The organism is Pseudoalteromonas rhizosphaerae (assembly GCF_028885455.1).
GTDB classification, from domain to species: domain Bacteria; phylum Pseudomonadota; class Gammaproteobacteria; order Enterobacterales; family Alteromonadaceae; genus Pseudoalteromonas; species Pseudoalteromonas rhizosphaerae.
In genome coordinates, this window is record NZ_CP118496.1 from 5,151,839 (window position 1) to 5,175,051 (window position 23,213).

21 protein-coding genes are annotated in these 23,213 nt (G+C 40.5%); 8 read left to right on the forward strand and 13 right to left on the reverse strand.

Going from position 1 to position 23,213, the window contains the following annotated elements; all coding sequences use genetic code 11:
- Positions 1 to 6: 6 nt before the first annotated feature.
- The gene (locus tag PVK79_RS22500; RefSeq protein WP_145238213.1) at positions 7 to 2,241 is read right to left on the reverse strand and encodes an ABC transporter permease subunit; all 2,235 of its coding nucleotides are present in this window, start codon (positions 2,239 to 2,241) and stop codon (positions 7 to 9) included.
- 359 nt (positions 2,242 to 2,600) lie between these two features.
- Between PVK79_RS22500 and PVK79_RS22505 the strand changes: the two genes are divergently transcribed.
- From PVK79_RS22505 to PVK79_RS22515, 3 genes are all read left to right on the forward strand, one after another.
- Complete coding sequence (locus PVK79_RS22505; protein WP_145238210.1) at positions 2,601 to 3,107, forward strand: glycine cleavage system transcriptional repressor; 507 nt, start codon at positions 2,601 to 2,603, stop codon at positions 3,105 to 3,107.
- A 120-nt stretch (positions 3,108 to 3,227) separates the two neighbouring features.
- Positions 3,228 to 5,315, forward strand: a complete 2,088-nt coding sequence (ppk1, locus tag PVK79_RS22510; protein ID WP_145238207.1) for a polyphosphate kinase 1 — start codon at positions 3,228 to 3,230, stop codon at positions 5,313 to 5,315.
- Positions 5,308 to 6,795: a Ppx/GppA phosphatase family protein gene (locus PVK79_RS22515; RefSeq protein ID WP_145238204.1), complete on the forward strand. Its 1,488-nt coding sequence runs from the start codon at positions 5,308 to 5,310 to the stop codon at positions 6,793 to 6,795. The genes ppk1 and PVK79_RS22515 overlap by 8 nt, the downstream gene beginning before the upstream one ends.
- A 54-nt stretch (positions 6,796 to 6,849) precedes the next feature.
- Here PVK79_RS22515 and PVK79_RS22520 read toward each other — a convergent pair whose 3' ends face one another.
- The 11 genes from PVK79_RS22520 to PVK79_RS22570 all read right to left on the reverse strand — a co-directional run bounded on the left by PVK79_RS22520 (position 6,850) and on the right by PVK79_RS22570 (position 18,623).
- Positions 6,850 to 7,305 carry a hypothetical protein gene (locus PVK79_RS22520; protein WP_145238201.1) on the reverse strand — a complete coding sequence of 152 codons (456 nt, stop codon included), beginning with the start codon at positions 7,303 to 7,305 and terminating at the stop codon, positions 6,850 to 6,852.
- A 218-nt stretch (positions 7,306 to 7,523) separates the two neighbouring features.
- Positions 7,524 to 7,742, reverse strand: coding sequence for a hypothetical protein (locus tag PVK79_RS22525; protein ID WP_145238198.1), 219 nt, complete (start codon positions 7,740 to 7,742; stop codon positions 7,524 to 7,526).
- A 266-nt stretch (positions 7,743 to 8,008) separates the two neighbouring features.
- Complete coding sequence (locus PVK79_RS22530; protein WP_182732010.1) at positions 8,009 to 8,467, reverse strand: hypothetical protein; 459 nt, start codon at positions 8,465 to 8,467, stop codon at positions 8,009 to 8,011.
- A gap of 155 nt (positions 8,468 to 8,622) precedes the next feature.
- Entirely contained in the window at positions 8,623 to 8,928 is a 306-nt protein-coding gene (locus PVK79_RS22535; RefSeq protein ID WP_257324878.1) for a hypothetical protein, read from the reverse strand.
- A gap of 59 nt (positions 8,929 to 8,987) precedes the next feature.
- Positions 8,988 to 9,818: a hypothetical protein gene (locus PVK79_RS22540; protein WP_257324880.1), complete on the reverse strand. Its 831-nt coding sequence runs from the start codon at positions 9,816 to 9,818 to the stop codon at positions 8,988 to 8,990.
- Positions 9,819 to 9,945: 127 nt separating this feature from the next.
- The gene (locus PVK79_RS22545) at positions 9,946 to 13,068 is read right to left on the reverse strand and encodes an efflux RND transporter permease subunit (protein WP_257324882.1); all 3,123 of its coding nucleotides are present in this window, start codon (positions 13,066 to 13,068) and stop codon (positions 9,946 to 9,948) included.
- 8 nt (positions 13,069 to 13,076) lie between these two features.
- Positions 13,077 to 14,822: an efflux RND transporter periplasmic adaptor subunit gene (locus PVK79_RS22550; protein ID WP_257324883.1), complete on the reverse strand. Its 1,746-nt coding sequence runs from the start codon at positions 14,820 to 14,822 to the stop codon at positions 13,077 to 13,079.
- The gene (locus tag PVK79_RS22555; RefSeq protein ID WP_145238183.1) at positions 14,812 to 16,137 is read right to left on the reverse strand and encodes a TolC family protein; all 1,326 of its coding nucleotides are present in this window, start codon (positions 16,135 to 16,137) and stop codon (positions 14,812 to 14,814) included. The genes PVK79_RS22550 and PVK79_RS22555 overlap by 11 nt, the downstream gene beginning before the upstream one ends.
- A gap of 86 nt (positions 16,138 to 16,223) precedes the next feature.
- Positions 16,224 to 16,592 carry a hypothetical protein gene (locus PVK79_RS22560; RefSeq protein ID WP_182719192.1) on the reverse strand — a complete coding sequence of 123 codons (369 nt, stop codon included), beginning with the start codon at positions 16,590 to 16,592 and terminating at the stop codon, positions 16,224 to 16,226.
- A gap of 100 nt (positions 16,593 to 16,692) precedes the next feature.
- Positions 16,693 to 17,301: a paraquat-inducible protein A gene (locus PVK79_RS22565; protein ID WP_145238177.1), complete on the reverse strand. Its 609-nt coding sequence runs from the start codon at positions 17,299 to 17,301 to the stop codon at positions 16,693 to 16,695.
- A gap of 47 nt (positions 17,302 to 17,348) precedes the next feature.
- Positions 17,349 to 18,623 carry an EAL and HDOD domain-containing protein gene (locus tag PVK79_RS22570; protein WP_182732177.1) on the reverse strand — a complete coding sequence of 425 codons (1,275 nt, stop codon included), beginning with the start codon at positions 18,621 to 18,623 and terminating at the stop codon, positions 17,349 to 17,351.
- 255 nt (positions 18,624 to 18,878) lie between these two features.
- On the opposite strand from PVK79_RS22570, the gene PVK79_RS22575 reads away from it, so the two are divergent.
- Together PVK79_RS22575 and PVK79_RS22580 are read left to right on the forward strand one after the other, a co-directional pair.
- Entirely contained in the window at positions 18,879 to 19,445 is a 567-nt protein-coding gene (locus PVK79_RS22575) for a PhnA domain-containing protein (protein WP_145238171.1), read from the forward strand.
- Between the two features lie 139 nt (positions 19,446 to 19,584).
- Positions 19,585 to 20,400 (forward strand): META domain-containing protein, encoded by an 816-nt coding sequence (locus tag PVK79_RS22580; protein WP_257324887.1) that lies wholly within the window; start codon positions 19,585 to 19,587, stop codon positions 20,398 to 20,400.
- Positions 20,401 to 20,451: 51 nt separating this feature from the next.
- Here the strand turns inward: PVK79_RS22580 and PVK79_RS22585 are convergent, their stop codons facing one another.
- The gene (locus PVK79_RS22585; RefSeq protein ID WP_145238319.1) at positions 20,452 to 21,291 is read right to left on the reverse strand and encodes a 23S rRNA (adenine(2030)-N(6))-methyltransferase RlmJ; all 840 of its coding nucleotides are present in this window, start codon (positions 21,289 to 21,291) and stop codon (positions 20,452 to 20,454) included.
- A 234-nt stretch (positions 21,292 to 21,525) separates the two neighbouring features.
- On the opposite strand from PVK79_RS22585, the gene zapB reads away from it, so the two are divergent.
- From zapB to PVK79_RS22600, 3 genes are all read left to right on the forward strand, one after another.
- A complete protein-coding gene (gene zapB, locus PVK79_RS22590; protein WP_145238165.1) occupies positions 21,526 to 21,756 on the forward strand; it encodes a cell division protein ZapB in 231 nt (76 codons plus the stop codon).
- The gene (locus tag PVK79_RS22595; protein ID WP_149980511.1) at positions 21,756 to 22,055 is read left to right on the forward strand and encodes a cell division protein ZapA; all 300 of its coding nucleotides are present in this window, start codon (positions 21,756 to 21,758) and stop codon (positions 22,053 to 22,055) included. The genes zapB and PVK79_RS22595 overlap by 1 nt, the downstream gene beginning before the upstream one ends.
- Before the next feature lie 107 nt (positions 22,056 to 22,162).
- Complete coding sequence (locus PVK79_RS22600; protein ID WP_149980510.1) at positions 22,163 to 23,182, forward strand: MBL fold metallo-hydrolase; 1,020 nt, start codon at positions 22,163 to 22,165, stop codon at positions 23,180 to 23,182.
- The last annotated feature ends 31 nt before the right edge of the window (positions 23,183 to 23,213 follow it).

The window sequence follows — 23,213 nt, forward strand, 5'->3', positions numbered from 1 at the left end:
TCCCACTTACATCGAGCTGTATTTATCACGCAACTGCTGACGCACAAACTCAGCAATTGTGTTGAAAATAAAGGTGAATATGAACAATACAAAAGCGGCTAAGAATAAGATCCGATAGTGTGAACTTCCCACTTCCGATTCTGGCATTTCTACTGCAATATTCGCGGCCAAAGTACGCATACCTTGGAAAATACTCCAATCCATTATTGGCGTATTACCCGTTGCCATTAGTACAATCATCGTTTCACCTACGGCGCGGCCTAAGCCCATCATGACCGCAGAGAAAATACCAGGGCTGGCGGTTAATAACACCACACTAACCAAGGTTTGCCATTGTGTTGCGCCTAGCGCCAATGAACCGTTTGATAAATGCTTAGGCACACTAAATACAGCATCTTCTGCGATAGAGAAAATAGTCGGAATAACCGCAAAACCCATCGCAATACCGACTACCAGTGAATTACGTTGATCGAAAGTCAGACCCAATTCGTTAGTCAAATACTGGCGAACATTACCGTCAAACATCCACAACTCAACCACCCCGCTCATCGCAAAGGCTAACCAACCAATCAGTAACAATACTGGTATTAGTAAGATTGAGTGAGCCCCTTCAGGAACACGGTGACGAAAGCTTTCTGGTAATTTAGTCCACGCAAATGCGGTCGCTAAAATCCCCAGCGGCAGCATAAATAACAGGCCAACAATCGCAGGTAAATGCTCTTCTATTAACGGCGCAAGCCATAAGCCTGCTAAAAAACCTAAAATTACGGTTGGTAATGCTTCCATTATTTCAACCGTTGGTTTGACTACTTTACGCAATGGACCTGACATAAAATAAGCGGTATAAATTGCTGCAGAGAGCGCAATCGGCACTGCGAATAGCATCGCATATAAAGCAGCTTTTATAGTACCAAATGAAATTGGTACTAAAGAAAACTTAGCTTCAAAGTCATCACCGGCAGACGTTGATTGCCAAATATAACCCGGCTCTGGATAACCCTCATACCACACTTCTTGCCACAAGGCTGACCAAGTCACCTCAGGGTGTTCATTGTGAATTTCAACCACGGTTAATTTGTCATCAGCTAGAATAAGTGCCGCATTTGAGCGTGGTGCAATAGCAAAGTTTTCAATCGGACCTTCACTGATTTTACCTTGCCATAGTTTTGCTTCACTGGTGGTGTAATACACGCCTAACTCACCATTAGAACTGGTGGTAAAGAACGTACGGCGATAAAACTCAGTGAATATATCTAGCTTAGGCTGCTTTGAGGTTTCAAACGCGCGTATTTTTTGATATTCACGGCCATCGTCAGTATTAATTTCAAACCACTGCGAAACTTCACCATTGTCATTCGCTAGCATCAGCGAGTTAGCTCCGGCTAATAATTGCGCCGAAACCAAGTTGGCATTTTCTTCATTCGCCGCAAGCATTTGGATCAGCTCAACCTCGCTTGGATTGCGAGTATCGTAAACATAAATTTGATTTGCTGAGCGAACAAAAGTACGGGTGGTATCTGGCGACATTAGGAGTTGGTCTACGCGCCCTTCAACATCAAGTTCAGTGCGTTCTACAACCCATTCAACTTCACCGCTGAACATGTTTTCTTCAGCAACAAAGCTGCTAAAAATCACACGTTTGTCAGCCGTTTGTGCCACAACAGCGGTTTTATCTTCATAATGACTAAATGCAAATTGTTTAATGGCAGCACCATTGTCGTCAACCTGCAATGTTTTTTCACCAAGTGGATAACCCAAACGTGGGGTTAATTTACGTTCGTTATTAGGAAAGGTAACTAAGAATTTAGGTGACACTATCATCACCGAACCATTTTCTAGTCCGTATGCGTAATGCCCTTGAAATGGCGCGCTGGTTGCAAAACTACTCACTTCGCTGTCAAGTGGCACAACTAAGCTAGCAAGCTTTTTACCAAAGCCCTTTTTCTCAACACTGTAATAATCAACCTTACCTTGTTTGCTCAGTAAAAAAGCAATTTCTGTTTGCTCTTCAACACCTAAGCCAACAATTTGTTCAGCATCGCTAAGCGCAAAACTATCGCGCGTTTCTACCTTCGCTGATTCAAAAATAGGTTGCACAACATACAATAAATAGAAGAATATCAATAGCAAAGCTATTAATACCATAATACCGCCAGCGGTAATGCTAAATTTGGCAAACCGATCTTTAAATAGACGGCTTCTATCCGTATTAAAAGACGGTTTATTCGGATTGGAAGTCATCAAAACACCTATAAATCTTAACGTTGGATAGATTATATTTCACCAAGATGACAGTATTGTTACAAACGTCATAATTGCTAAGACTTTGTTGTGGTATTCATCATAAAAAAACAAACAATGTTTATATTCAATAACTTGAAAAACTTTCAACTTAGTGCTTTATTATTGATAAACAAAAGTTTAGATAATTCAGACTGTAAACTCACACTATTTTACTGTTTTTAAATTGAACTATTGGCAAAAAAATTGGACAAATTTGGGGACTGAGTCAATACTCAATCCGGTTCTTTTTAATATAACAATAATTTCATGCCTGGGCATTTATTATTTAATTACGGCACTCTTTAGGAATTATCTATATGAAGCAATTGGTTATAACTATTTTGGGACAAGATCGTCCAGGACTTGTAGAAGACATCTCATCTGCAATTTTAAATCATAATGGTAACTGGTTAACCAGTAACTTAAGCCATTTAGCCGGTCACTTTGCTGGCATCATTGAAGTAGCTGTGCCAGCAGAGCATCTGCAAGAATTACAAGACGCATTGCATGGCTTACCACAATTAGAAGTACGGATTGAAACAGGCGCGCATGAACTACCAGACACACCTGCTGAACAGCTTAATTTTGTGATAACTGGTAATGACCGACCAGGTATTATTCAAGAACTTGCAGGAGTATTGCGTCACAAAGGGGCTAATATCACTCACTTAAACTCTAAGCAGCAAAGCGCACCAAACTGGGGACTACCAATTTTCAGCGCCGTAGCAACTGTTGCCTTGCCTTCAGGCATGAATAAAGACGAAGTTGTTGCTGCACTCGAAGCAATTACATCCGACTTAATTGTTGATATTGAAGACGCTTAAGCCACAGCTAAAATTCATCTCTTATAGCTAGATAAACATGTCATAAAAGTGACATGTTTGTCATTTTTATGTCATCTAATTACTTTATATTTTGTTCAGTTGCTATCCAAGGAATAGAATATGAACGCCTGCGCTGATGCGTCTCAAACGATTAATTATTTTGCCCCAGAGTTAAGTTGGCTGTCTTTTAACGATCGCGTTTTACAAGAAGCTAAAGATAAAAATAACCCAATTATTGAACGTATTCGTTTTTTGGGGATCTTCTCAAACAATTTAGATGAATTTTTCAGAGTCCGTGTTGCCGATGTAAAACGACGTATTCTATTAAATAAACTACCAGATACTAATTTTGATGAAGATGAAATTTTACTGACCCAAATTCAGCAAAAGGTTTTGCAGCTTGGTAAAAAATTTAACGTTATTCATCAGCAAATTCTCGATGATTTAAATACCCACAACATTCATGTTGACCGTCCCGAGCAGCTTAGTGAATTTCATATTAACTGGCTAAAAATATTTTTTCATGACAATGTATTACAGCATATATCGCCTATAATGCTAGATGAAAATAAAGACTTCTCAGATCATATTAACGATACAATGACGTACTTGTTTGTCGAAATGTTTAACGACAAAAGTCATTATGCGATGTTAGAAGTCCCTACCGATCGCGTACCGCGCTTTGTAATTTTACCACCCGAAAAAACCCGTCGTCATAAAACTATTGTGATGTTAGATGACATTATTTTGTTTTTTTTAAGTGACGTATTTAGCAGTTTTTTTAGTTTTACTGAGATCCAAGGCTACGCAATCAAGCTGACCCGTGATGCAGAATACAACCTAGATGACGAACTAGAAGAAGGTATTTTAGATAAGATGTCTAAGGGCCTAAAACAGCGTATTTATGCCGAGCCGGTGCGCTTAGTATACGACCAAGCGATGCCCGAGCCAATGCTCAAAGTAATGAAAAAACGCTTAGGTGTTACTCATCACGATGCGTTGATCCCCGGTGGTCGCTATCGTAACTTTAGAGACTTTATTGGTTTTCCCAATGTTGGTCGGCAATATTTAGAAAACAAATCATTACCGGCTTTGCAAAGCACAGCATTTAATAATCATGCCAGTGTGTTTGCTGCAATTAGTCAGCAAGATATTCTACTTTATTATCCATATCATACATTTAATCATCTACTGGAATATGTTCGCCAAGCAGCATTTGACCCTCGAGTAACACAAATTAAAGTAAACATTTATCGTGTTGCGAGTAAATCTCGATTAATTTCATCACTGATCAACGCGGCAAAAAATGGCAAAAAAGTCACCGTTATGGTGGAGCTAAAAGCACGCTTTGATGAACAAAATAATATTGAGTGGGCAAAAGTACTCAGTGGCGCAGGTATTAAAGTTATTTTTGGTATACCAGCTCTTAAAGTACACAGTAAGTTATGTATTATTCATCGTCGTGAAAAAGGTCAAATAGTAAAGTACGCGCACATTGGCACTGGTAATTTTCACGAAAAAACCGCCAAAATTTATACAGACTTTAGTTTATTTACTAAACATCAAGGTATTTGTGACGAAAGTGATAGCGTATTTAAGTTTATTGAAAGCAGTTATAAACCGTTTATGTTCGAACATTTGATGATTTCGCCAGTGAACGCTCGACAGCTGTTGCTTGGTTTAATTCACCAAGAAATAACCCATGTTGAAAATGGCCACACCGGTAAAATAACATTAAAAATAAATAACTTAGTAGATAAAGAACTGGTTGATTGTTTGTACTTGGCCGCTCGTAGCGGTGTTAAAATTCGCATTATTGTCCGTGGTATGTGTTCCTTAGTGCCAGGACTCAATAATTTTAGCGACAACATTCGGGTAATTAGTATCGTCGATCGCTTTTTAGAGCACCCGCGAGTTATGATCTTTGGTAATAATGGGGATGAAAAAGTCTATATTTCATCTGCAGATTGGATGACACGTAATCTTGATCATCGAGTTGAAGTTGGCGTGCCTATTTATGATGAAAAACTAAAACAACTCATTGTTGACGTACTTGAACTGCAATTTAAAGATCGTACCAAAGCGAGAATCATTGATAGCGAACAGAAAAATCATTATGTTAGACGCGGTAATCGTAAAAAAATACGTTCGCAAATAGCTATTTATGATCACTTAAAAAAATGGGAAGGCAATTACAATAATGAATGATTATCCCTCAATAGCTGCGGTTGACTTAGGCTCAAACAGCTTTCATTTAGTGGTCGCAAGAGAAGTGGATGGCTCTTTGCAAATTCTCCACAAAGAAAAACAACGCGTTTACTTAGCCGATGGCTTAGATGAAAAAAATCAATTAAGTCAAATGGCTATCGATAGAGCATTAACGATATTAAAGCAGTTTGCTACTACGCTACAAGACTTCCCTGCGAGCAATGTAAAAATTGCTGCAACTTATACATTACGAAGAGCTAAAAATATTAATTCATTTTTAACTCAGGCAAATAGAGTTTTTCCTTATCATATTGATGTGATCTCAGGTCAAGAAGAAGCCCGCTTAATCTATCAAGGTGTTGCTCATTATGTTCATCACGATGAAAACCGTTTAGTTATTGATATTGGCGGCGGTAGTACCGAGCTAATTATTGGCAAGCATTTTAAACATAAGCTGCTCTCTAGCCGTAATATGGGCTGCGTAAGCTATACCAAGCAATTTTTTGCCGATGGTATTATTAACGATAAACGCTTTAGCAAAGCACAAATAAAAGCAGAGCAAGAACTTGAGGTTATTTTTGCCAATTACGTCAGCGCAGGCTGGCAATCGGTAGTGGGGACGTCAGGCACCATTAAATCAATATTAGCCATGATCAACGCTAATGACCCTGAACAAAAAAATATCACACAGGAGCGATTGCTCGAACTTAAAACTCAGTTTATAGCCGCTAAAACTATCGATAACTTACTTATTGAAGGTTTAAGCCCGGAGCGTCAAGTAAGTATTTGCGGTGGCTTAGCTATTTTACTCGCGATTTTTCAGCTGTTTAATATTACCGAAATGGATTACAGCGACTTTTCACTACGTGAAGGTTTACTGCATGAAATGCAGCAAAAGTTAGCGCTTAAAGATATACGCACCAATACCATAGCTAATTTAAGCGAAAGAAACACAATAGATAAAGTACATGCACAACGTGTTGCAAATACTGCCGATTGGTTATTCCTACAAGTACAAAAAGAATGGCAGCTCGACTCATTAGATAATCATCAATTATTAGTGTGGGCAGCGCAATTACACGAAGTGGGTTTAGGTATTAACTCATCAGGCTTACACAAACATAGTGCTTATGTTGTTGAAAATAGTCAGCTGCCAGGATTTACTCAACAACAGCAAACATTATTAAGCTGTATGATACGGTTTTACCGTAAAAAAATTCGTTTAGAAGAATTTCCAACTTTACTCTCGGTGCCGCACTTTCAAATATTACAATTAATTGTATTACTCAGACTAGCTATATTATTAAATCAAAAACGCCTTAACGATCAACATCAAGAGTTAGCAGTGTCAGTAAAAGGCAATAGTATGCTATTGCAGTTCCCAGCTGATTGGCTCAATGAACAAACCTTGCTTCATGCTGATTTACAACAAGAGCAAAAATATTTGAAGAAAGTAGGCTTTTTAATCGACTTTGTGTGATTTACAGACATGGCTGAATTTGGATAGCATGCGCTATCCAAATTAGATCTTCTATTACATATCCATATGACGATTAGCACTTTGCATCATTTGCTTTAATCCTTGATGTTCAAGCTCCAGCAATTGAGATAGTTTCTCTTTACCTGTTGGCGTTTCTGCACGACTAAGTAAGTATTGATAAAGATTGATCACCTTTTGATGCTGATCTGATATATAACCTTGCATGGCTTGCTCATCAACACGCGTATCACGGTTTAAATCTGTAAAATTAATCAGTTCAGAGTTTTCAGCAAAGTACTCGTAACAATAAGTATCTAAGGTATTGATCTCCGTGATGGCTTTAAAACCAACTAAATCCTCAGCCAACTTTTTTTCGTACTTAACAAAATAGTCTGCCAGCATTTGGTTATGCTCTGCTAAATCGTCTCTGAGACTAAAAAAATTTGCCGCCATTTGGGTATGAAATAGTACAGTCCAGTCGTACACTTCTTGTATTGTTTTAACTTGCATGTGCGTTCCTTAATTAACCCTAGTAACCATACTCCTGCGTAAAACGTGCCAATAAAAAGTTAAATTAAAACAGAGAGATATTGAAAGTAAATCACCCAAACTCGTATAAGTTACAAGTCATAGGGTAATTTTTATAGGGTGAAACTCTAGGACAGGCTAAAAGCTAATGCTTTAGGGGCGTTTAGGCTATATTTTTATTTTGGATAAATTCGCACTTTTCATTTTAACCCATTCACAAAAACAATACCTATATCATTAGCGCTCTTACGATCAATCAAGCCTTTGCTACCATTAAAATCAACAAAAAAGTAGAATTCACCATCATGACCTGAAAATAACTTACGAATGAAGCTATTTTCCAAATGGAGAAGGCGCCCAGTAAATGAGAGTTTGCCACTTACCTCCTCATCACCAAGCAGAACTAAAATAAATGACAACTTATAATCCTTTGCAAATTGATAGAGGTAAGAATTTCTTAGCTCGAAAGTAGCAAGCTGTTCACCTTTAAATTCATAATCAAACGGTTCGAAACAGTGATTAAATAAATTGTAAAATCATAAAAAAAATAAAGAAGATAAAACAACAAAACCTACGATAATATAAGCCTTCATAAATACTCCATACCATGCATAAAAATACAAATCGACTTTCGTGATTAAACAATATCCTTCGGCTCTTTTATATCGCAAGTTGAAATCCACAACTAGACTAACAATGCTTTTTCATCAAAGCCTTGCTCATGCAACTTGGCAACTAGCTGTTCAAGCACGTCATCTTTTTGAGGCGCTACAGGCGCCGTTAATAGTAAAGCAGTAACATTGCCAAAACCAGGGTGCTCAAAATCAGGATTATCAAGGCCATGTTGTGCTCTTAGCGTTAACAGCATAAGTGCAGCATAAGGTGTAAATTGCCAATTCATATTGTCAAACTCAAAAAACATCTTACTCGGTGGTGATGCTACCTGAGCGACTTGATCGTCACATAACTGATTAAGATAAGTGGTGATTTTTGTTAAGTCAGTACTATCCCAGTTCTCTAAAATAGCTTGGTAAGCAAAGTCATCTACGATCGGTTTTAACGTATTGCTCCCCTTGACCCTATCAAACAACAAGATAATAAAATCACCAATATGACTTTTCGATCTATTAACCCAATGCTTCATGTAACCAGCTTGAAAAAGCTTATAAAAGTGGCTGGCATAATCATTGTTATATAATATTACAGCGACGCTGAGGTGGAATACGCTAGTAGGCGAAACTAAACCGACAGGCTCGCGAGAAAAACGAAGTAAAAAACGTTTTTTCCGAGAATACGTTATTATGTTTCCATAATAGCCATACTGTAAAAAAACGCTAATTTATCAAAATCTAACTTACGCTTCTCTACAAAACTAGCTTGCGCATCCATTTCGTAATAATTACACGGAATTGACAATTCTGAATCTAACATCTCCCAATCAGAGATTGGTAATATTTCATTTTTTAAAGTACCGCGTTGAGTATGCCCATATTGAATAAAAAAATATAATTCTTCAATATTATTCAAATAAATATCTTTATATTTTCTTGGATTATTAATTGCCTGATTACGTTTTCGTAAAAACTTTTCTAAATTCTTATTCACTCTACAGTCGTCCTTAATTAACCTCGTAGCTCCCGCAATAACACGTTTAAATTGCTACGTTATTGATCCAAAGGGTTAAACTCTTGCAGCAATGTAAAATCAGCGTCATCTGTATAGGTTGAGTGACTAAATAATAGTTTACGTAACTTAATTTGCAGCTCTCGTTGTTCACCTTGATCGTTGTTGAACTCTGTGTCATTCGCCTTTAAATGCACTACGCCATTAGCTAATTCGTTCACTTCTAACCAAGGCACACCGTTTAAAACAGACTTTTCAAGATTAACCGCTTTAAAAAATGCATCCCCTAGCCACATTTGCGCGGCTACCCCTTCTATATAACCGTGTTTAAATCGCCAATGACCTGGGTTTACTCGGGTATCAATAATTGTTTCATCTAATGGCGGTGGCAGCCCATTGCTTATTTTAGGTAAATGCTCATGAGGCCAACCGCTTAACTCATAACCCCATACTGAATCATCATTTTGTTTCGCGTCATAATCTTGGTCCATCAAACGCGCCATTAAAAAATTAGGATGATTTAACAATGGCTCCCACCAAATGTCTCGAGCTTGAATTAAATTATCAAACCCCGTTATGATTAATTGATCTATGTGCCAATCTGAAAGGTGTCCAAAATTGATATAATGCGTTGCTTGTATATTTATATCTGGCTCAGGATGTGTAATTGAAAAAATATCAGATTTTTTTATATCTTTTGCTTTGCTCTTAATAAAGTTTTCAACTTTTATGGTTGTGCCTTTGTTAATATTAACTAACTTAGTTAACTGCTCATGCTGAATTAAGCCGTTGCTAAAATCAGCCAACTCCCAAAGCGCTAACGCTTTGGGAAAGCTATGGGGCAAAAAGTTGATATTTAAATATAAACTCATTTACCTGTGTACTCCTTAATGACTCTATTGACCTACAAAAATTGTGAGGTAGTCGCAGTACCTGTTTTACGAGATTCTGCGACTATGGTCAAACAAAGTTTGATGGACTCTGTATTTTTAATTCAACTTACGAATTTAGGCCCCGCTTTCGCCATAACAAATATACGGCTGGCAGTACCAACAATGTTAATACAATCGCGCTGAACATACCGCCGACCATCGGCGCGGCGATGCGGCTCATTACTTCACTGCCGGTGCCGGTGCCGTAAAGTACGGGGAGCAAACCGATTATAATAGTGGCGACTGTCATCATCACTGGGCGTACTCGCAGGCCTGCGCCTTCGACTATGGCTTGTTTAAGCTCCGCAAAACTAAGCGTTGTACCTGCTAGCTTGGCTTGAGCACACTTTTTTTGGTAGGCTTGATTTAAGTACACCAGCATAATCACGCCAATTTCCACCGCGACCCCAGCAAGGGCAATAAAGCCCACCCCCACGGCGACTGAGAAGTTAAAGCCCTCTAAGTACATTAACCAGATGCCTCCGATCATCGCCAGCGGTAAGGTTGCTATTATAATTGCCACTTCTACAAAGCTTCTAAAGTTGAGGTACAACAACACAATTATAATCGCTAAGGTCAGTGGTAATACATAGGCGAGCTTTTCTTTCGCACGTTCCATGTATTCATATTGCCCTGCCCAGGTTATTGAATAACCTGCTGGTAGCACTAGCTTTTCGTCAAGCACTTTGCGCGCATTGTCGACATAACTACCAATATCAATGCCATCAATATCAATAAAGCTCCAGCCGTTTAAGCGGGCATTTTCGCTTTTTATGCCCGGCGGACCATCTTCAATAAATACGTCAGCCACATCGGCAAGAGCAATGCGTTGCCCTGCAGGGGTGACTATTGGCAATAGCATCAGTTCTTCGGGCGAATCCCGGTAGTCTTGCGGATAACGTAAGTTTACCGGGTAACGCTCTTGCCCTTCGACCGTTTCGGTTACATTCATGCCGCCAATTGCGGTGGCAACCACTTGCTGCACATCGGCAATATTTAAGCTGTAACGGGCGGCTTTTTCACGGTTGATATCGACCTTGATATAACGCCCACCTGCTACTCGCTCAGAGTAAACGGAAGCCGTGCCGGGTACATCTTTAAGTAACACTTCAATCTGCTGACCAATTTTTTGAATCTCGCTCAAATTTGGTCCCGCAACTTTAATGCCCACAGGGGTTTTAATCCCAGTTGCCAGCATATCAATACGAGTTTTGATCGGCATCACCCATGCATTAGTCAGGCCTGGAAACTTCACTAAGCCGTCGAGTTCTTTTTTCAACTTGTCTAAGGTCATGCCTTCGCGCCACTGATCTTTTGGCTTGAGCTGAATAAAGGTTTCAATCATGGTCAGTGGCGCAGGATCGGTTGCTGTTTCTGCCCGGCCGACTTTACCAAACACGGTTAACACCTCTGGCACTGTGGCGATGAGCTTATCGGTTTGTTGTAAAATCTCGCGCGCTTTCCCAATCGATAAACCAGGATAAGTCGTCGGCATATACATTAAATCGCCTTCATCCAGCGGCGGAATAAACTCACTGCCAATTTTATTGACCGGATAAAAGCCAATAACAGCGACCACCACAGCCAGTACTAAAGTCATTTTAGGGAACCGCAAAACCGTGTTCAGCAGCGGCTTGTAAGCATTCACTAGCAAGCGGTTTACTGGGTTGTTGTGCTCTGAAATAACTTTGCCGCGTATAAAGTAACCCATTAATACCGGTACTAAAGTGATAGCTAATCCTGCAGATGCGGCCATGGCATAGGTTTTAGTGTACGCTAACGGAGCAAACATCCGGCCTTCTTGGGCTTCTAAAATAAACACTGGCATAAAGCTCACGGTAATGATCATTAAGCTAAAAAACAGCGCTGGACCGACTTCACTGGCAGCATCGGTGACAACTTGCCAGCGGTTTTCATCGGTTAGTGGCGTTTTTTCCATGTGTTTATGCATGTTTTCGATCATTACAATCGCGCCGTCGGTCATCGCGCCAATGGCGATAGCAATACCACCGAGCGACATTATATTGGCGTTTATGCCTTGCCAATACATGATGATAAATGCCGTTAATATTCCCAGCGGTAAAGTGATAATTGCCACCAAGGACGAGCGTACATGGAACAAAAATACGATACATATAAGCGCCACTACCACTAGCTCTTCAAATAGTTTGCTGGTGAGGTTATCCACTGCATTTTTGATCAGATTAGAGCGGTCATACACAGGCACAATTTCTACCCCATCGGGTAAGCCTTTGCTGAGTGATTCAAGTTTTGCTTTCACCAGCTCTATGGTTTTTTGTGCGTTTTCGCCATAGCGCATCACCACTACGCCACCAGCTACTTCGCCCTCGCCGTTTAGCTCAGCAATGCCACGGCGCATTTGTGGCCCAAGGCGAATATCGGCTACATCGCGTAATTGCAGCGGTGTGCCGTTGGCATTCACCCCAAGTGGAATTGCCTCTAAATCAGCGACGCTTTTTATATAACCGGAGCTGGTTACCATGTATTCGGCTTCGGCCATTTCCACCACCGAAGCGCCCATTTCTTGGTTACCTTGCTTAATTGCGGTTTGAATTAAACTCAGTGGTATACCATAAGCACGCAGTTTATCTGGCTCTACATTGACTTGATATTGCTTCACCATACCGCCCACTGAGGCCACTTCTGACACCCCTGGTACGGTTTGCAATTCAAACTTTAAAAACCAATCTTGCAAGCTGCGTAACTGGCTAATGTCGTGCTGATTGGTTTTATCCACCAGCGCGTATAAATAAATCCAACCTACACCGGTGGCATCTGGGCCCAGCTCTGCGGTTGCGCTGTCGGGCAAGCGGCTTGCTACTTGACTTAAATACTCTTGCACTCGACTTCTAGCCCAGTAAAGATCGGTGTTTTCATCAAAGATGACATATACGTAGGAATCACCAAAAAATGAAAAACCACGTACTGTTTGCGCCCCGGGTACTGAGAGCATCGCGGTGGTAAGTGGGAAAGTAACCTGATCTTGCACCACCTGTGGCGCTTGCCCTGGGTATGAGGTTTTTACAATCACCTGCACATCGGATAAATCAGGTAAGGCATCAACTGGGGTATTTTTTACCGCAAATAAACCACTGCCAATGAGTATTGCTGTTAGCAATAATACAAAAAAGCGATTGGTAACGGACCAACGAATAACTGCTGCTATCATAAAGCCTCCTAATGTCCGTCATGCGATGACATGGCGCTATTGTCACTTGTTCGCATGCTTGATTCAGTATCGATACGCTGGATCACGAACTCACCATCTTGCACACTAAAAGTAAATGTCAGCTGTTGCTTCGGCTCAAGGCTACTTAAATCAATATGTTCAGCAAACATAAAGTCCATAGTGGCCGGATCTCGGTGCCATTTCTCAATTGCACCACGGCTAATATTGGCAGTGCGCTGGGCTTTATCAATGCTGTTAATAGTACCAGTTACGGTCGCCATATTTTGTGCTTCGCTCATCATATGGGTGGAATCCATAATATGAATGCCGCTAATCATATAACTGCTATCGGCTTTTTTAGTCAACTCAAAATGCAGTGTTTGCCCAGCTTGCAGCGCTTGAAAATCAACGCTATCGGCAACCGTAAAGTCCATTTTCATACTAGGCCAATCGAGCTCTTCAATAGGGTCATGGCTGATATTCACCATACGGCGACCTGCCATTACACTATTAACGACTCCTTTGCCCCACAAGCTAGTGGTAGCTTCTGGTGTTTGCATGCGCTTAAAATCAGAGCTTTTGCTAGATTCTGAATCTAACAAGAATTGCGCTGACGTCACCACTTCATCATCGGCTTTAACGCCCGCTAAAATAACGGCGTTATGGCTATCACTGCGGCCCAGTTCGACTGCCACCGATTTAAAGCGTCCTTCGCCTAAAGCGATAACAACACGGTCTTGGGAACCGGTGCGGATCACCGCTTCTTTAGGTACTATAAGTTGTTGCTCAGCAGCTTTAGCATGGATGCTTACTTGCGCAAACATATTCGGTTTTAGTTGGTGATCTTGATTATTAAAGCGTAAACGCACCCGCAAAGTACGGTTTTTGGCATCCAATGTTGGGTAAATATAATCGACCTTACCGCGCCAGCTTTGTCCGGCAATATAATCTAGAGTCATGGTAACTGGTAAACCGACTTCAATAAGCTGCGCTTGCCGCTCGAATACTTCGGCTTCGACCCAAACTTCATCAAGTTGAGCAATACTCATCATTGAGGTGCCAGGCTTGACATAAAAACCTTCGCGCACATTAAGCTCATCAACCACACCACTTTGGCGAGCATAGAAGGTAATATTTTGCATCACCTTTTTATTAACTTGTAGGCGCTCGACAAAACCATCCGACACATTCAATGCTTTTAAGCGCGCTTTGGCTGCACGAATAAGCACGGTGTTATTACGATCAACAGCCAGTACAAATTCTTCTTGAGCATTTACCAGTTGCGGAGAGTATAAGGTATACAGCGGTTCCCCTTGTTTTACCTGATCGCCAGCGGCTTTAACGTACAGCGTTTCTATCCAGCCTTCTACACGCGGGTGAATATGCACTAACTGATCTTGATTGTATTGTACGTAGCCCACCGTTTTTACTTCACTTTGCAGTGCCTTGAGCTGTACTTTAGCCGTTCTAACCCCTAAATTATTAACAACAGCAGGGGAAATTGTCACTGCACCGGGACCATCTTGATTGTTGTCAGCTCCTTCACTATACACAGGTACTAAGTCCATCCCCATTGGTGAAAGCCCTGGTGCATCACGGCGATAATTACTATCCATAGGCGCAACCCAATATAATGGTTTTTTCTGTGCGCTGATCACCTCAGGCTCTGTACTACTACCGAAAAAATACAAGCCACTAGCAGATATTCCTGCACCTATAAGTACTGCGATAAGCAATTTTAAATTAGTGTTCACGGTGCTCTCCTGCTAATTGCTCAACCATCACAGCAGCATCTTTGCTACTAGCGTAATAATTCAGGCGAGCAATAATAATTTGTTGATCAATCTCTATGTTTAACGCATCAATTTTGGCATTCAGTTCGCTGATACGGGCGCGCATTACTTCTGAAAAGTCACCATCATCACGGGTATAAGCATTTAATGTAGCTTGTGCTTGCTCTGCCATTTGTGGCAATAATTTAGTTTGATAAAGTGCATCACGCTTTGCTAATTGGGGCAACTGACTAAACTCTTTAAAATACATCCCTTGTAGCTTTTGTAATGCAATTAGTTTTTGAGTTTTCACCGCCTCAGCCATAGCTATCGCCGCATTAACTTGTTGGTCTTGGCGGTTATCAGTAAATAGTGGTAAATCAACACTCACACCAACTGAAAACAGATCCGCTCGGGAATCCCCCATTGGCGTATCATCGCGATAACCATAGCCCATATTTACCCCAAACTGCGGTTTATAGCCTTGTTTTGCCACCTCAACTTCTGTTTGTTTAGCCGCTACTGTTTTATCAAGCGCGATAATCGCTGGATGCGCCATTAATAATGGCATCAACTGTGCAAATTCAAGCTGCGCAAAATCAACTAAAGGCGCTATATCATGACGTTTTGCGCTGACAGGCTGAGTTAACATGTTGATTGGTAACCATTGCGATAAACGCTTTTTCGCGCTTTCGAACTGCTGCTCTAACATCACTAATTTATCTTCAAGGCGGGTTAACTCTAGCTGCGCTCGAATAATATCTTGTTGGCGGGTGTTACCTACTGAGCTGGCATAACTCGATTCAGTAATATCAATAAGTTGCGAGAACAATGCTTTATCTTGCTCAATTAACGCAATACTTTGCTGGGCACGATACGCATTGAGCCAAGATTCAATAACAATGGTTTTTACTTGAGCGAGTCTGTCGGCTCGTAGCCAAGGATATTGCTGCGCTGACTGCGCTAACGCATGCTGCTTAAGCGCTAAGCTATCGCCACGGCTAAACATTTGGCTCACGCCAACTTTTAATTGGGTCATGCCTTCTTGGTCAAAAGCAAAACCGTCGGTGGGTAAATTCATTAAGCCCACCGTTAATACTGGATCCGGCAGTGTGCCTGCCGCTAAACTTTGTGCTTGTATAGCAGCTTGTTGATATTTGCTGGCGGTTAGCCATGGCTCATTATCAAGTGCATAGCTGAGCGCTTCATCAAGGCTTAATTCATTACTGTGTGCTGGAATTGCAGTTGTTAGCATAAGCGCTAAAAAACTGACTTTAAATACTGCGAAGTGATTCATCACTTACTCCACTAAAATTAAAAGACAACTAAATTTAGGGGCAGAAAAGGTGATTTAGGTAAATTTTAGACGCACCTATCCTGCAATTAAGCAGGCATAGGAGGGCGATACAGTGAACTGGCTATACGATGTTGATTTTGCGGGATATAAAGTTGTACTTTTTCAGACGTCGTCAGTATAACGGTAACTAACACACTCATGTTTAACATTGAGTGAGTACTGCAGGCGCTCATTGGACAACCACACTCTTGATTAGCGGTTGCGTCATCGTCACAACAATCCATGTTCATCATACCCGCAGACATGTCGTGATGCATATCACTACTATCAGCCATAGTTGCTTGCGGTTGACTCATGTGTGGCATATCACAACTCATAGTTACAGACGCAACCGCTTGACCCACTAAAGTGAGCAATAAAACGACTGTGAATAAACTAATATAAATGCGTTGCAAAAAAGTGCCTTTTATAAATTAGGTTCTAGGTTCTAGGTTCTAGGTTCTAGGTTCTAGGTTCTAGCGAAGTTTATGATAACTATTTAGTTAACACAAACGTTTAACTATTTTTTGGCGTAACTTTAATTAAGCTGCTGGCGGCGATGGCAAATAAGCAATAACCGGTAAAGTACCAAAAACCTGTACCAAATTCGGCATGCATGTTGATCAATTCCCCCATCTGGCCATCGGCGTTACCAGCAAGGTAAGCCACAATCAAAGCAATGACAAAAACATCTACCATGCTCCATTTACTCAAGCCTTGTATAACTTGACCGAGTATATGCTTTAATTTGTTCATCGGTATTAAACAATAAACTAATTGCATCAACAGTTTTAAAGCTGGCACCACAATTGAAAACAATGCTACCAATGCTGCGACTAGGTAATTTTTATTATTTGCAAGTTCGTTAACCGTGCCCCAAATGCTCCGTGTTTTTTTATAAGCACTAATTTCACCTTCGAGTTTATCAAGGCCCAACATGCTCGACGCCATCATTAACATATTGCGGGTATGACGGTCACCTTCATCAGCAATCATAGCAATGCCTGTTTTGGCGAGCTTTGATTTATCAATTTTCCCCTCAAGGGTTAGCACAGGCTGAGTAACGCCAGGTAATAACAACGCCAGAGCAATTAAAATAGTCGTGATCGGCAGTAATAAACGCATAGTCGTCTTTTAAAGTATATTGATAATGGCGCATCATACTCAAGGTATTAAGTATCTTCAATAATTGAGGCTAAAACCTCATCGCCGTATTGCCGTGCTACGAGCATGGCATTATAAATGACATCGATGGGAGAAGCTGGCCGAATGGTTTCTAACAATTTAACTGCTAATGGCCAATTATCTTCCTCTACCGCGCGAGCTAACTGCAAAGTAGCACCTAACATACCGTTAAAGTTAAGCAGTGCACTCGATAAATCATCGCCTAAACAAAACTCTTTTGCGATAACATCCAGTTCCATATTTAAAATAGCATCGAGCACTGACATCAAGCCAACTAAGTAACCACGCTGAGACATTTCCTTACCGCCAGGCTCTAGCATTAACTGCATGAAATGCGCACGAGTTAACCCCAACTTAGTTAGTTCACTAGGTTTATCAACCCCTAGTTCACTAAGGGCCAACACTCTTACAAATTGACGAATTGCATCTTCACCTAAATAAATAACCGCTTGTGAAATAGAGGTGATCACTAAATTTTGGTTACCAGAGCGTGCATTCACTAATTTAAGAATACGAGCAGTTAAACCGACGTCTTTAGCTACCCGCTGGTGGACTTCATCAAAATCGAGATCTGGGCGCGACGTACAGCGCAGCAAATCAAAAACAGCAAATTTAGATGGCTCAACATTATGGTAGCTGAGCATTTCTGGACGCGCGAAAAAGAAGCCTTGAAAGTAATCGCAGCCGGCACTTTTTAGCAACATAAATTGTTCGTGCGTTTCAATTCGTTCAACTATGATTTTTACATCAGGAAAACGGCGTTTAAGCTTTTTTAACAGCATATTGGTTTTAATGATGGGCTCTTCAACTTCAAGCTTTATATAATCAACTAAATGTAATAATGGCTCCCATTTTTCATCTCCATCATAATCATCGAGAGCAAAAGTATAGCCATCTTTTTTTAGAGCCGTAACTCGACTGGTCACTTTATCAATGTTGTCGGCTCGTTCAACGATTTCTATTACTGCGCTATCTGGTTGCAATAATTTAGGGAAATCATCTAACAGGGCATCTGAAGATAGGTTTATAAAAGCGCGTTGGTTCGCAGTAAGTTTATTTATACCAATAAGCATTAAAGCGTTAAAAAACAGCCGCCCAGTAGCCTGACCATCTGTTGTGCCAATAGGGAATGCGTTATTTATCGAATCTCGATACAGTAATTCGTATGCATAAATGCCTGTTTCAGCATCAAAAATAGGCTGCCTGGCAATGTATTGTGTAACAAGTTTTGGCACCTCGGCGGTTATCTGCGTATTAAGCATATTATTTCCTGCTAATAACTATAGTGACTCTTGCCAGCTAAATTGTTGTTATTTTATGTACTCAGTATAGTAAGGTTTTTGCGCCTTGCCTAAACTTGTAAGTAATAATGCTCCTTTTATTGAATGTCTGCAAACCATCTGTAAAGTCAAAGTTTTCACTATACCCACACTAAAATAATGGATAAGTTCTAATTTGACTGATGATTGAGTATAATAAGGGCTTACTTTTCTGTTAACCCCCAAAAGAGCCTTGATATGAGCATTGAACAAGCCTTAGTTGAACGCAGTAATAACCAATGTGAGTTATGTACTGCAACTGAAAACCTTTCTGTATACGAAGTGCCACCTGTCACTGAAGCTCATTCAGATAAATGTATTTATACCTGCCAGACGTGTAAAGACCAAGTTGAAGGCACCACTGATATTACCCCTACTCATTGGCATTGTTTAAACGATAGCATGTGGAGCCAAACACCTGCGGTACAAGTGGTGGCGTACCGTATGCTAACCCGTTTAGCTGCTGATAATGGCTGGGCACAAGATGCACTAGACATGATCTATCTTGAAGAAGATACGTTAGCATGGGCTAAAAAAGTACTTGCTGAAAATGATGATATTAAACATGTTGATAGCAACGGCGTGGTACTGCAAGCCGGCGATACAGTCACTCTTATTAAAGATTTAGATGTTAAGGGCAGTAGCTTAACGGCTAAACGTGGTACTGCTGTGCGTAATATCGGCTTAACCAGCAACCCTGAACATATTGAAGGACGTGTTGACGGTCAGCGCATTGTTATTTTGACCAAGTTTGTGAAGAAGTAAATATCTCTCTGCCTACAAAAAGGTGCATTTATGCGCCTTTTTTTGTTCCTAAATATAATTAAGCTATGATTAAGTAATCGCGCTGTAAACTACCCATAGATTAAAAATCAACCGATTCATTTATTTCAAGGAATAAACCATGCTATCGAACAAACCTTATTCAGTTTTAAAATCGATTGCCAGCATTAGTTTATTGGCCAGCAGTGCAATGGTACTTAACGGGTGCAAGAGCCTACCTGATCCACAAACTAAACAAACCACTGAAGATGCAGCCATGGCCACTTTAACAACTCAAGTTAGCTACCTTGATCGCAGCATGTTAGGTCCTGGATCACAACTCACAGTGACTTTAGCTGATGTGTCAAAGATGGATACTGAAGCAGAAATAATTAGTCAACAAACTATTGATATCAATGGCGCACCACCTTATACGTTAGAGCTTAGCTACGACGCGAGCAAAATGGATCAACGTCATCGCTATAGCGTAATTGCACGTATCACTAATCAAGATCAGTTATTATACGTTAGTACTACACATAACAATCCATTTGAGCAATCACAACAAGCACCTTATGAAGTAGTCGTGTCTAAAGTTGCGCCGCAAAAGCCTAATGTCGATTTAGTAAATACGTATTTTAAAGCTGTTACTATAAATGGCGTGCAAGTCACTGTTGAAACAAAAGAACCCTTTATTCAATTTAGTAAAGATAACAAAAGCCATGGCTTTTTAGGCTGCAATAATTTTGCTGGTAGTTATCAAGTAGATCAACAAGCACTGACATTCAGCCCGCAAGCTAGTACTAGAAAAATGTGCTTTCAAGGTATGGAACAAGAAACTGCAATGTCTGGCGTACTAGAAAATACTGCGACGTGGAATATTAATGGTGAATCACTCACCTTAAAAGATAAGCAAGGTAAAGTACTGGCAACCTTTAAAGCCGTGTATTTTAATTAACTCTAATCACTCTCTGTAATTAAACGCCCAGTGAACTGGGCGTTTCAATGTTTATTCGGCAACTAATTGCTCGCTGCGATAAAAGCCTGATGAATCGCTTAATAAGTTAACTAGTTCAGGTAATACCTTATCCATAGTTTGTTTTAACTTCCACGGTGGATTAATCACTATCATCCCCGATGCAGTCATGCCATGCACGTCGGTATCAGCTTCAGTCGCTAATTCAAATAACTGAATATTACGCATACCTGAAGCAATCAATCCCTCTTCCATACGCTCAATTCTTTCTCTGTCGACCACCGGATACCAAATCATGTAAGTGCCAGTAGCAAAGCGTTGATAAGCCTTCGTTAATGTTTTTACCACAGTGTCGTAATCGTCTTTAATTTCATAAGGTGGATCAATGAGTACACATGCTCTGCGCGAAGCGGGGGGTAATAACCCCACTAGACCCGTAAAGCCATCCTCGCCGCGGACACGAATTGAGCGCTTACCGCTCATGTTTTCTTGTAGTAATGCCAAATCTCGCGGATGTAGCTCAAAAAACCAACCTTTGTCTTGGCGACGCAAGAAATGCTCAGCAATTTTCGGCGAGCCCGGATAAAAAGCTAATTGTTCTGTGTCATTAAATGATTTAATTAAATCAATATAATCATTTAGTTCCTGATGCTCACTGCGATGTTGATAAAGCTTAGCAATGCCATTTAGGTATTCTTGCGTTTTTTGTGCATCAGCACTGGCTAATTCAAAAAAGCCAGCTCCTGAGTGAGTATCGATATAGTCCAATGGCTTATCTTTGAGCGTCTGGTAACTTAATACCTGAGCTAATACCAAATGTTTAACGACATCGGCTGGGTTTCCAGCATGAAATGAGTGTCTGTAACTGAGCATAATATAATTTCGCTTAAATAAACTCATTGAAGTTAGTTATATTCTACAACATAAAACGCCAAGGGTCATAAATTGCTGGCCATTAAGTGAACCACTTATGAACAAATTAGTCGCTAGCCTGAACAGCTTATTAACATTAAATAAAAATCAGCCAAAACACACGTAAATGCTGGCATATAAAGCAACTTTGCTTTACATTTGCATGACAATAATCACAGTTTTATGAGCGCCTTTATGAATAACGATACCCTTTCTCAACTAGAACAATTGATCGACCAATTAATTAGCCAAAATTCACAGCTACAAACTCAGGTTAGCGAGCTTAAAGATAAAAATAGTAAGCTAATCGATGAAAATGAAATTCTTCAACTTGAAGTACTTGAAAGTGAAGAAAAACAAAAAGACACCAGCACAACTTTAACGGGTTTACTTGAGAAGCTACAAAGCGCCCAACAGGCTAACTAATGTCTGAGCTGCAAAACCAGCGAGTCACAGTTGAGTTGCTTGGTAAAGAGCAGCAATTTGCTTGCCCAGCTGGGCAAGAGGATGCACTCATTGCATCAGCCAAATACTTAAATGATTTGGTTGATCAAATGAAGCAGCGCTCAACAGTGCGCAATGATCAAAAAGCCTTATTAATGGCAGCCTTGAATATTAGCCATGAGTTACTCGAAGCAAAAACACAGCAAAGCGTTACCCAACAGCAGCAGGATCAACTCATCGATAAGCTCAGTGCTTACTTAGGGCAATCGTCAGCCGAATAAAAAAAGCGCACTCGCGCTTTTTTTATTATCTCGTGGATTCCAGTATCAATTAAAAACAAAATCAGCTAACTTGCCTATTTTATTTTCTCTATTTTGGCAATACGGTTATGACTCACCCTTTTTATATCCCCACTCAGTTAACTGCACTTTTATTGCTAAGCTTTAGTCTTGTTGCACCCCGCTCTGCTGTTGCAGCAACACAGTGGCAAACAATCTCCCCTAACGTACAATTTTTAGAGCAGCAACGAGCCCTACGCTTTTATGACTCAAACCAAGTACTCATTGAAGGTGATAAATGCGCGCTAATGTTTGATGCCAGTGGCGACTTTGCCGCTGTTGAAGCAACCGTTAAGCAACTAAAAAGCACCTTAAAAACCCCTTTGTGTTACTTAGTTGCTAGTCACTTCCACGACGACCATTTACTGGGCATGGCTATTTTGCAGCATCATTTCCCCGATGCTCAATTAATTGTCCATCAACAGCTTGCTACTGAATTTAGTCAACTCCAACAAACTTATACTAATAAACTTGATAGTTATGAAAAAAGTATCGAATTGAGTTTACAGCGTTTAGCCCAGCAGCCCGAAGCGCAACAACAGCACTGGCAAAACAAACTCAACTTAGCTAAGCAGCGATTATTACGATGGCGCCAATATCAGCTACAACCACCACAAACTTACGTTGTTGATAGCTTAACCATTGAACTTGGCAACTACCCAGTCACGATTAACGCACACCAAGCCCATACTAATGGTGATTTAACTCTCAGCGCCGAAAATCATCGCATTTTAGTCGGTGCTGATGTGGTTGATTGGCTACCTTATCCCGGCCATGGTAATTTTAATAACTGGTTGCAAATACTCACGCAACTTCACTCAGATCAGCGCATCAAGATAATCCTTCCTGGCCACGGAAGCGTACTAAAACGAGACGATTTACAGCAACCATTAAACTTTTTGCACGCGATACAACAGCATGTAACAAACTATCCAGAGCAAGATTTAGTGCAATTACAGCAAAGCTTTAATCAGCAGTTTGCGAAAGACTACCAAGTTGATGAGATAGCACGAAAAGCTTACCCGTTGTTTCTAGAGGCTGGACTTAAACGAGTTAAACAGTCAAAATAGCGCTCGCACGTGGATGTGCTAGACTTTTAAA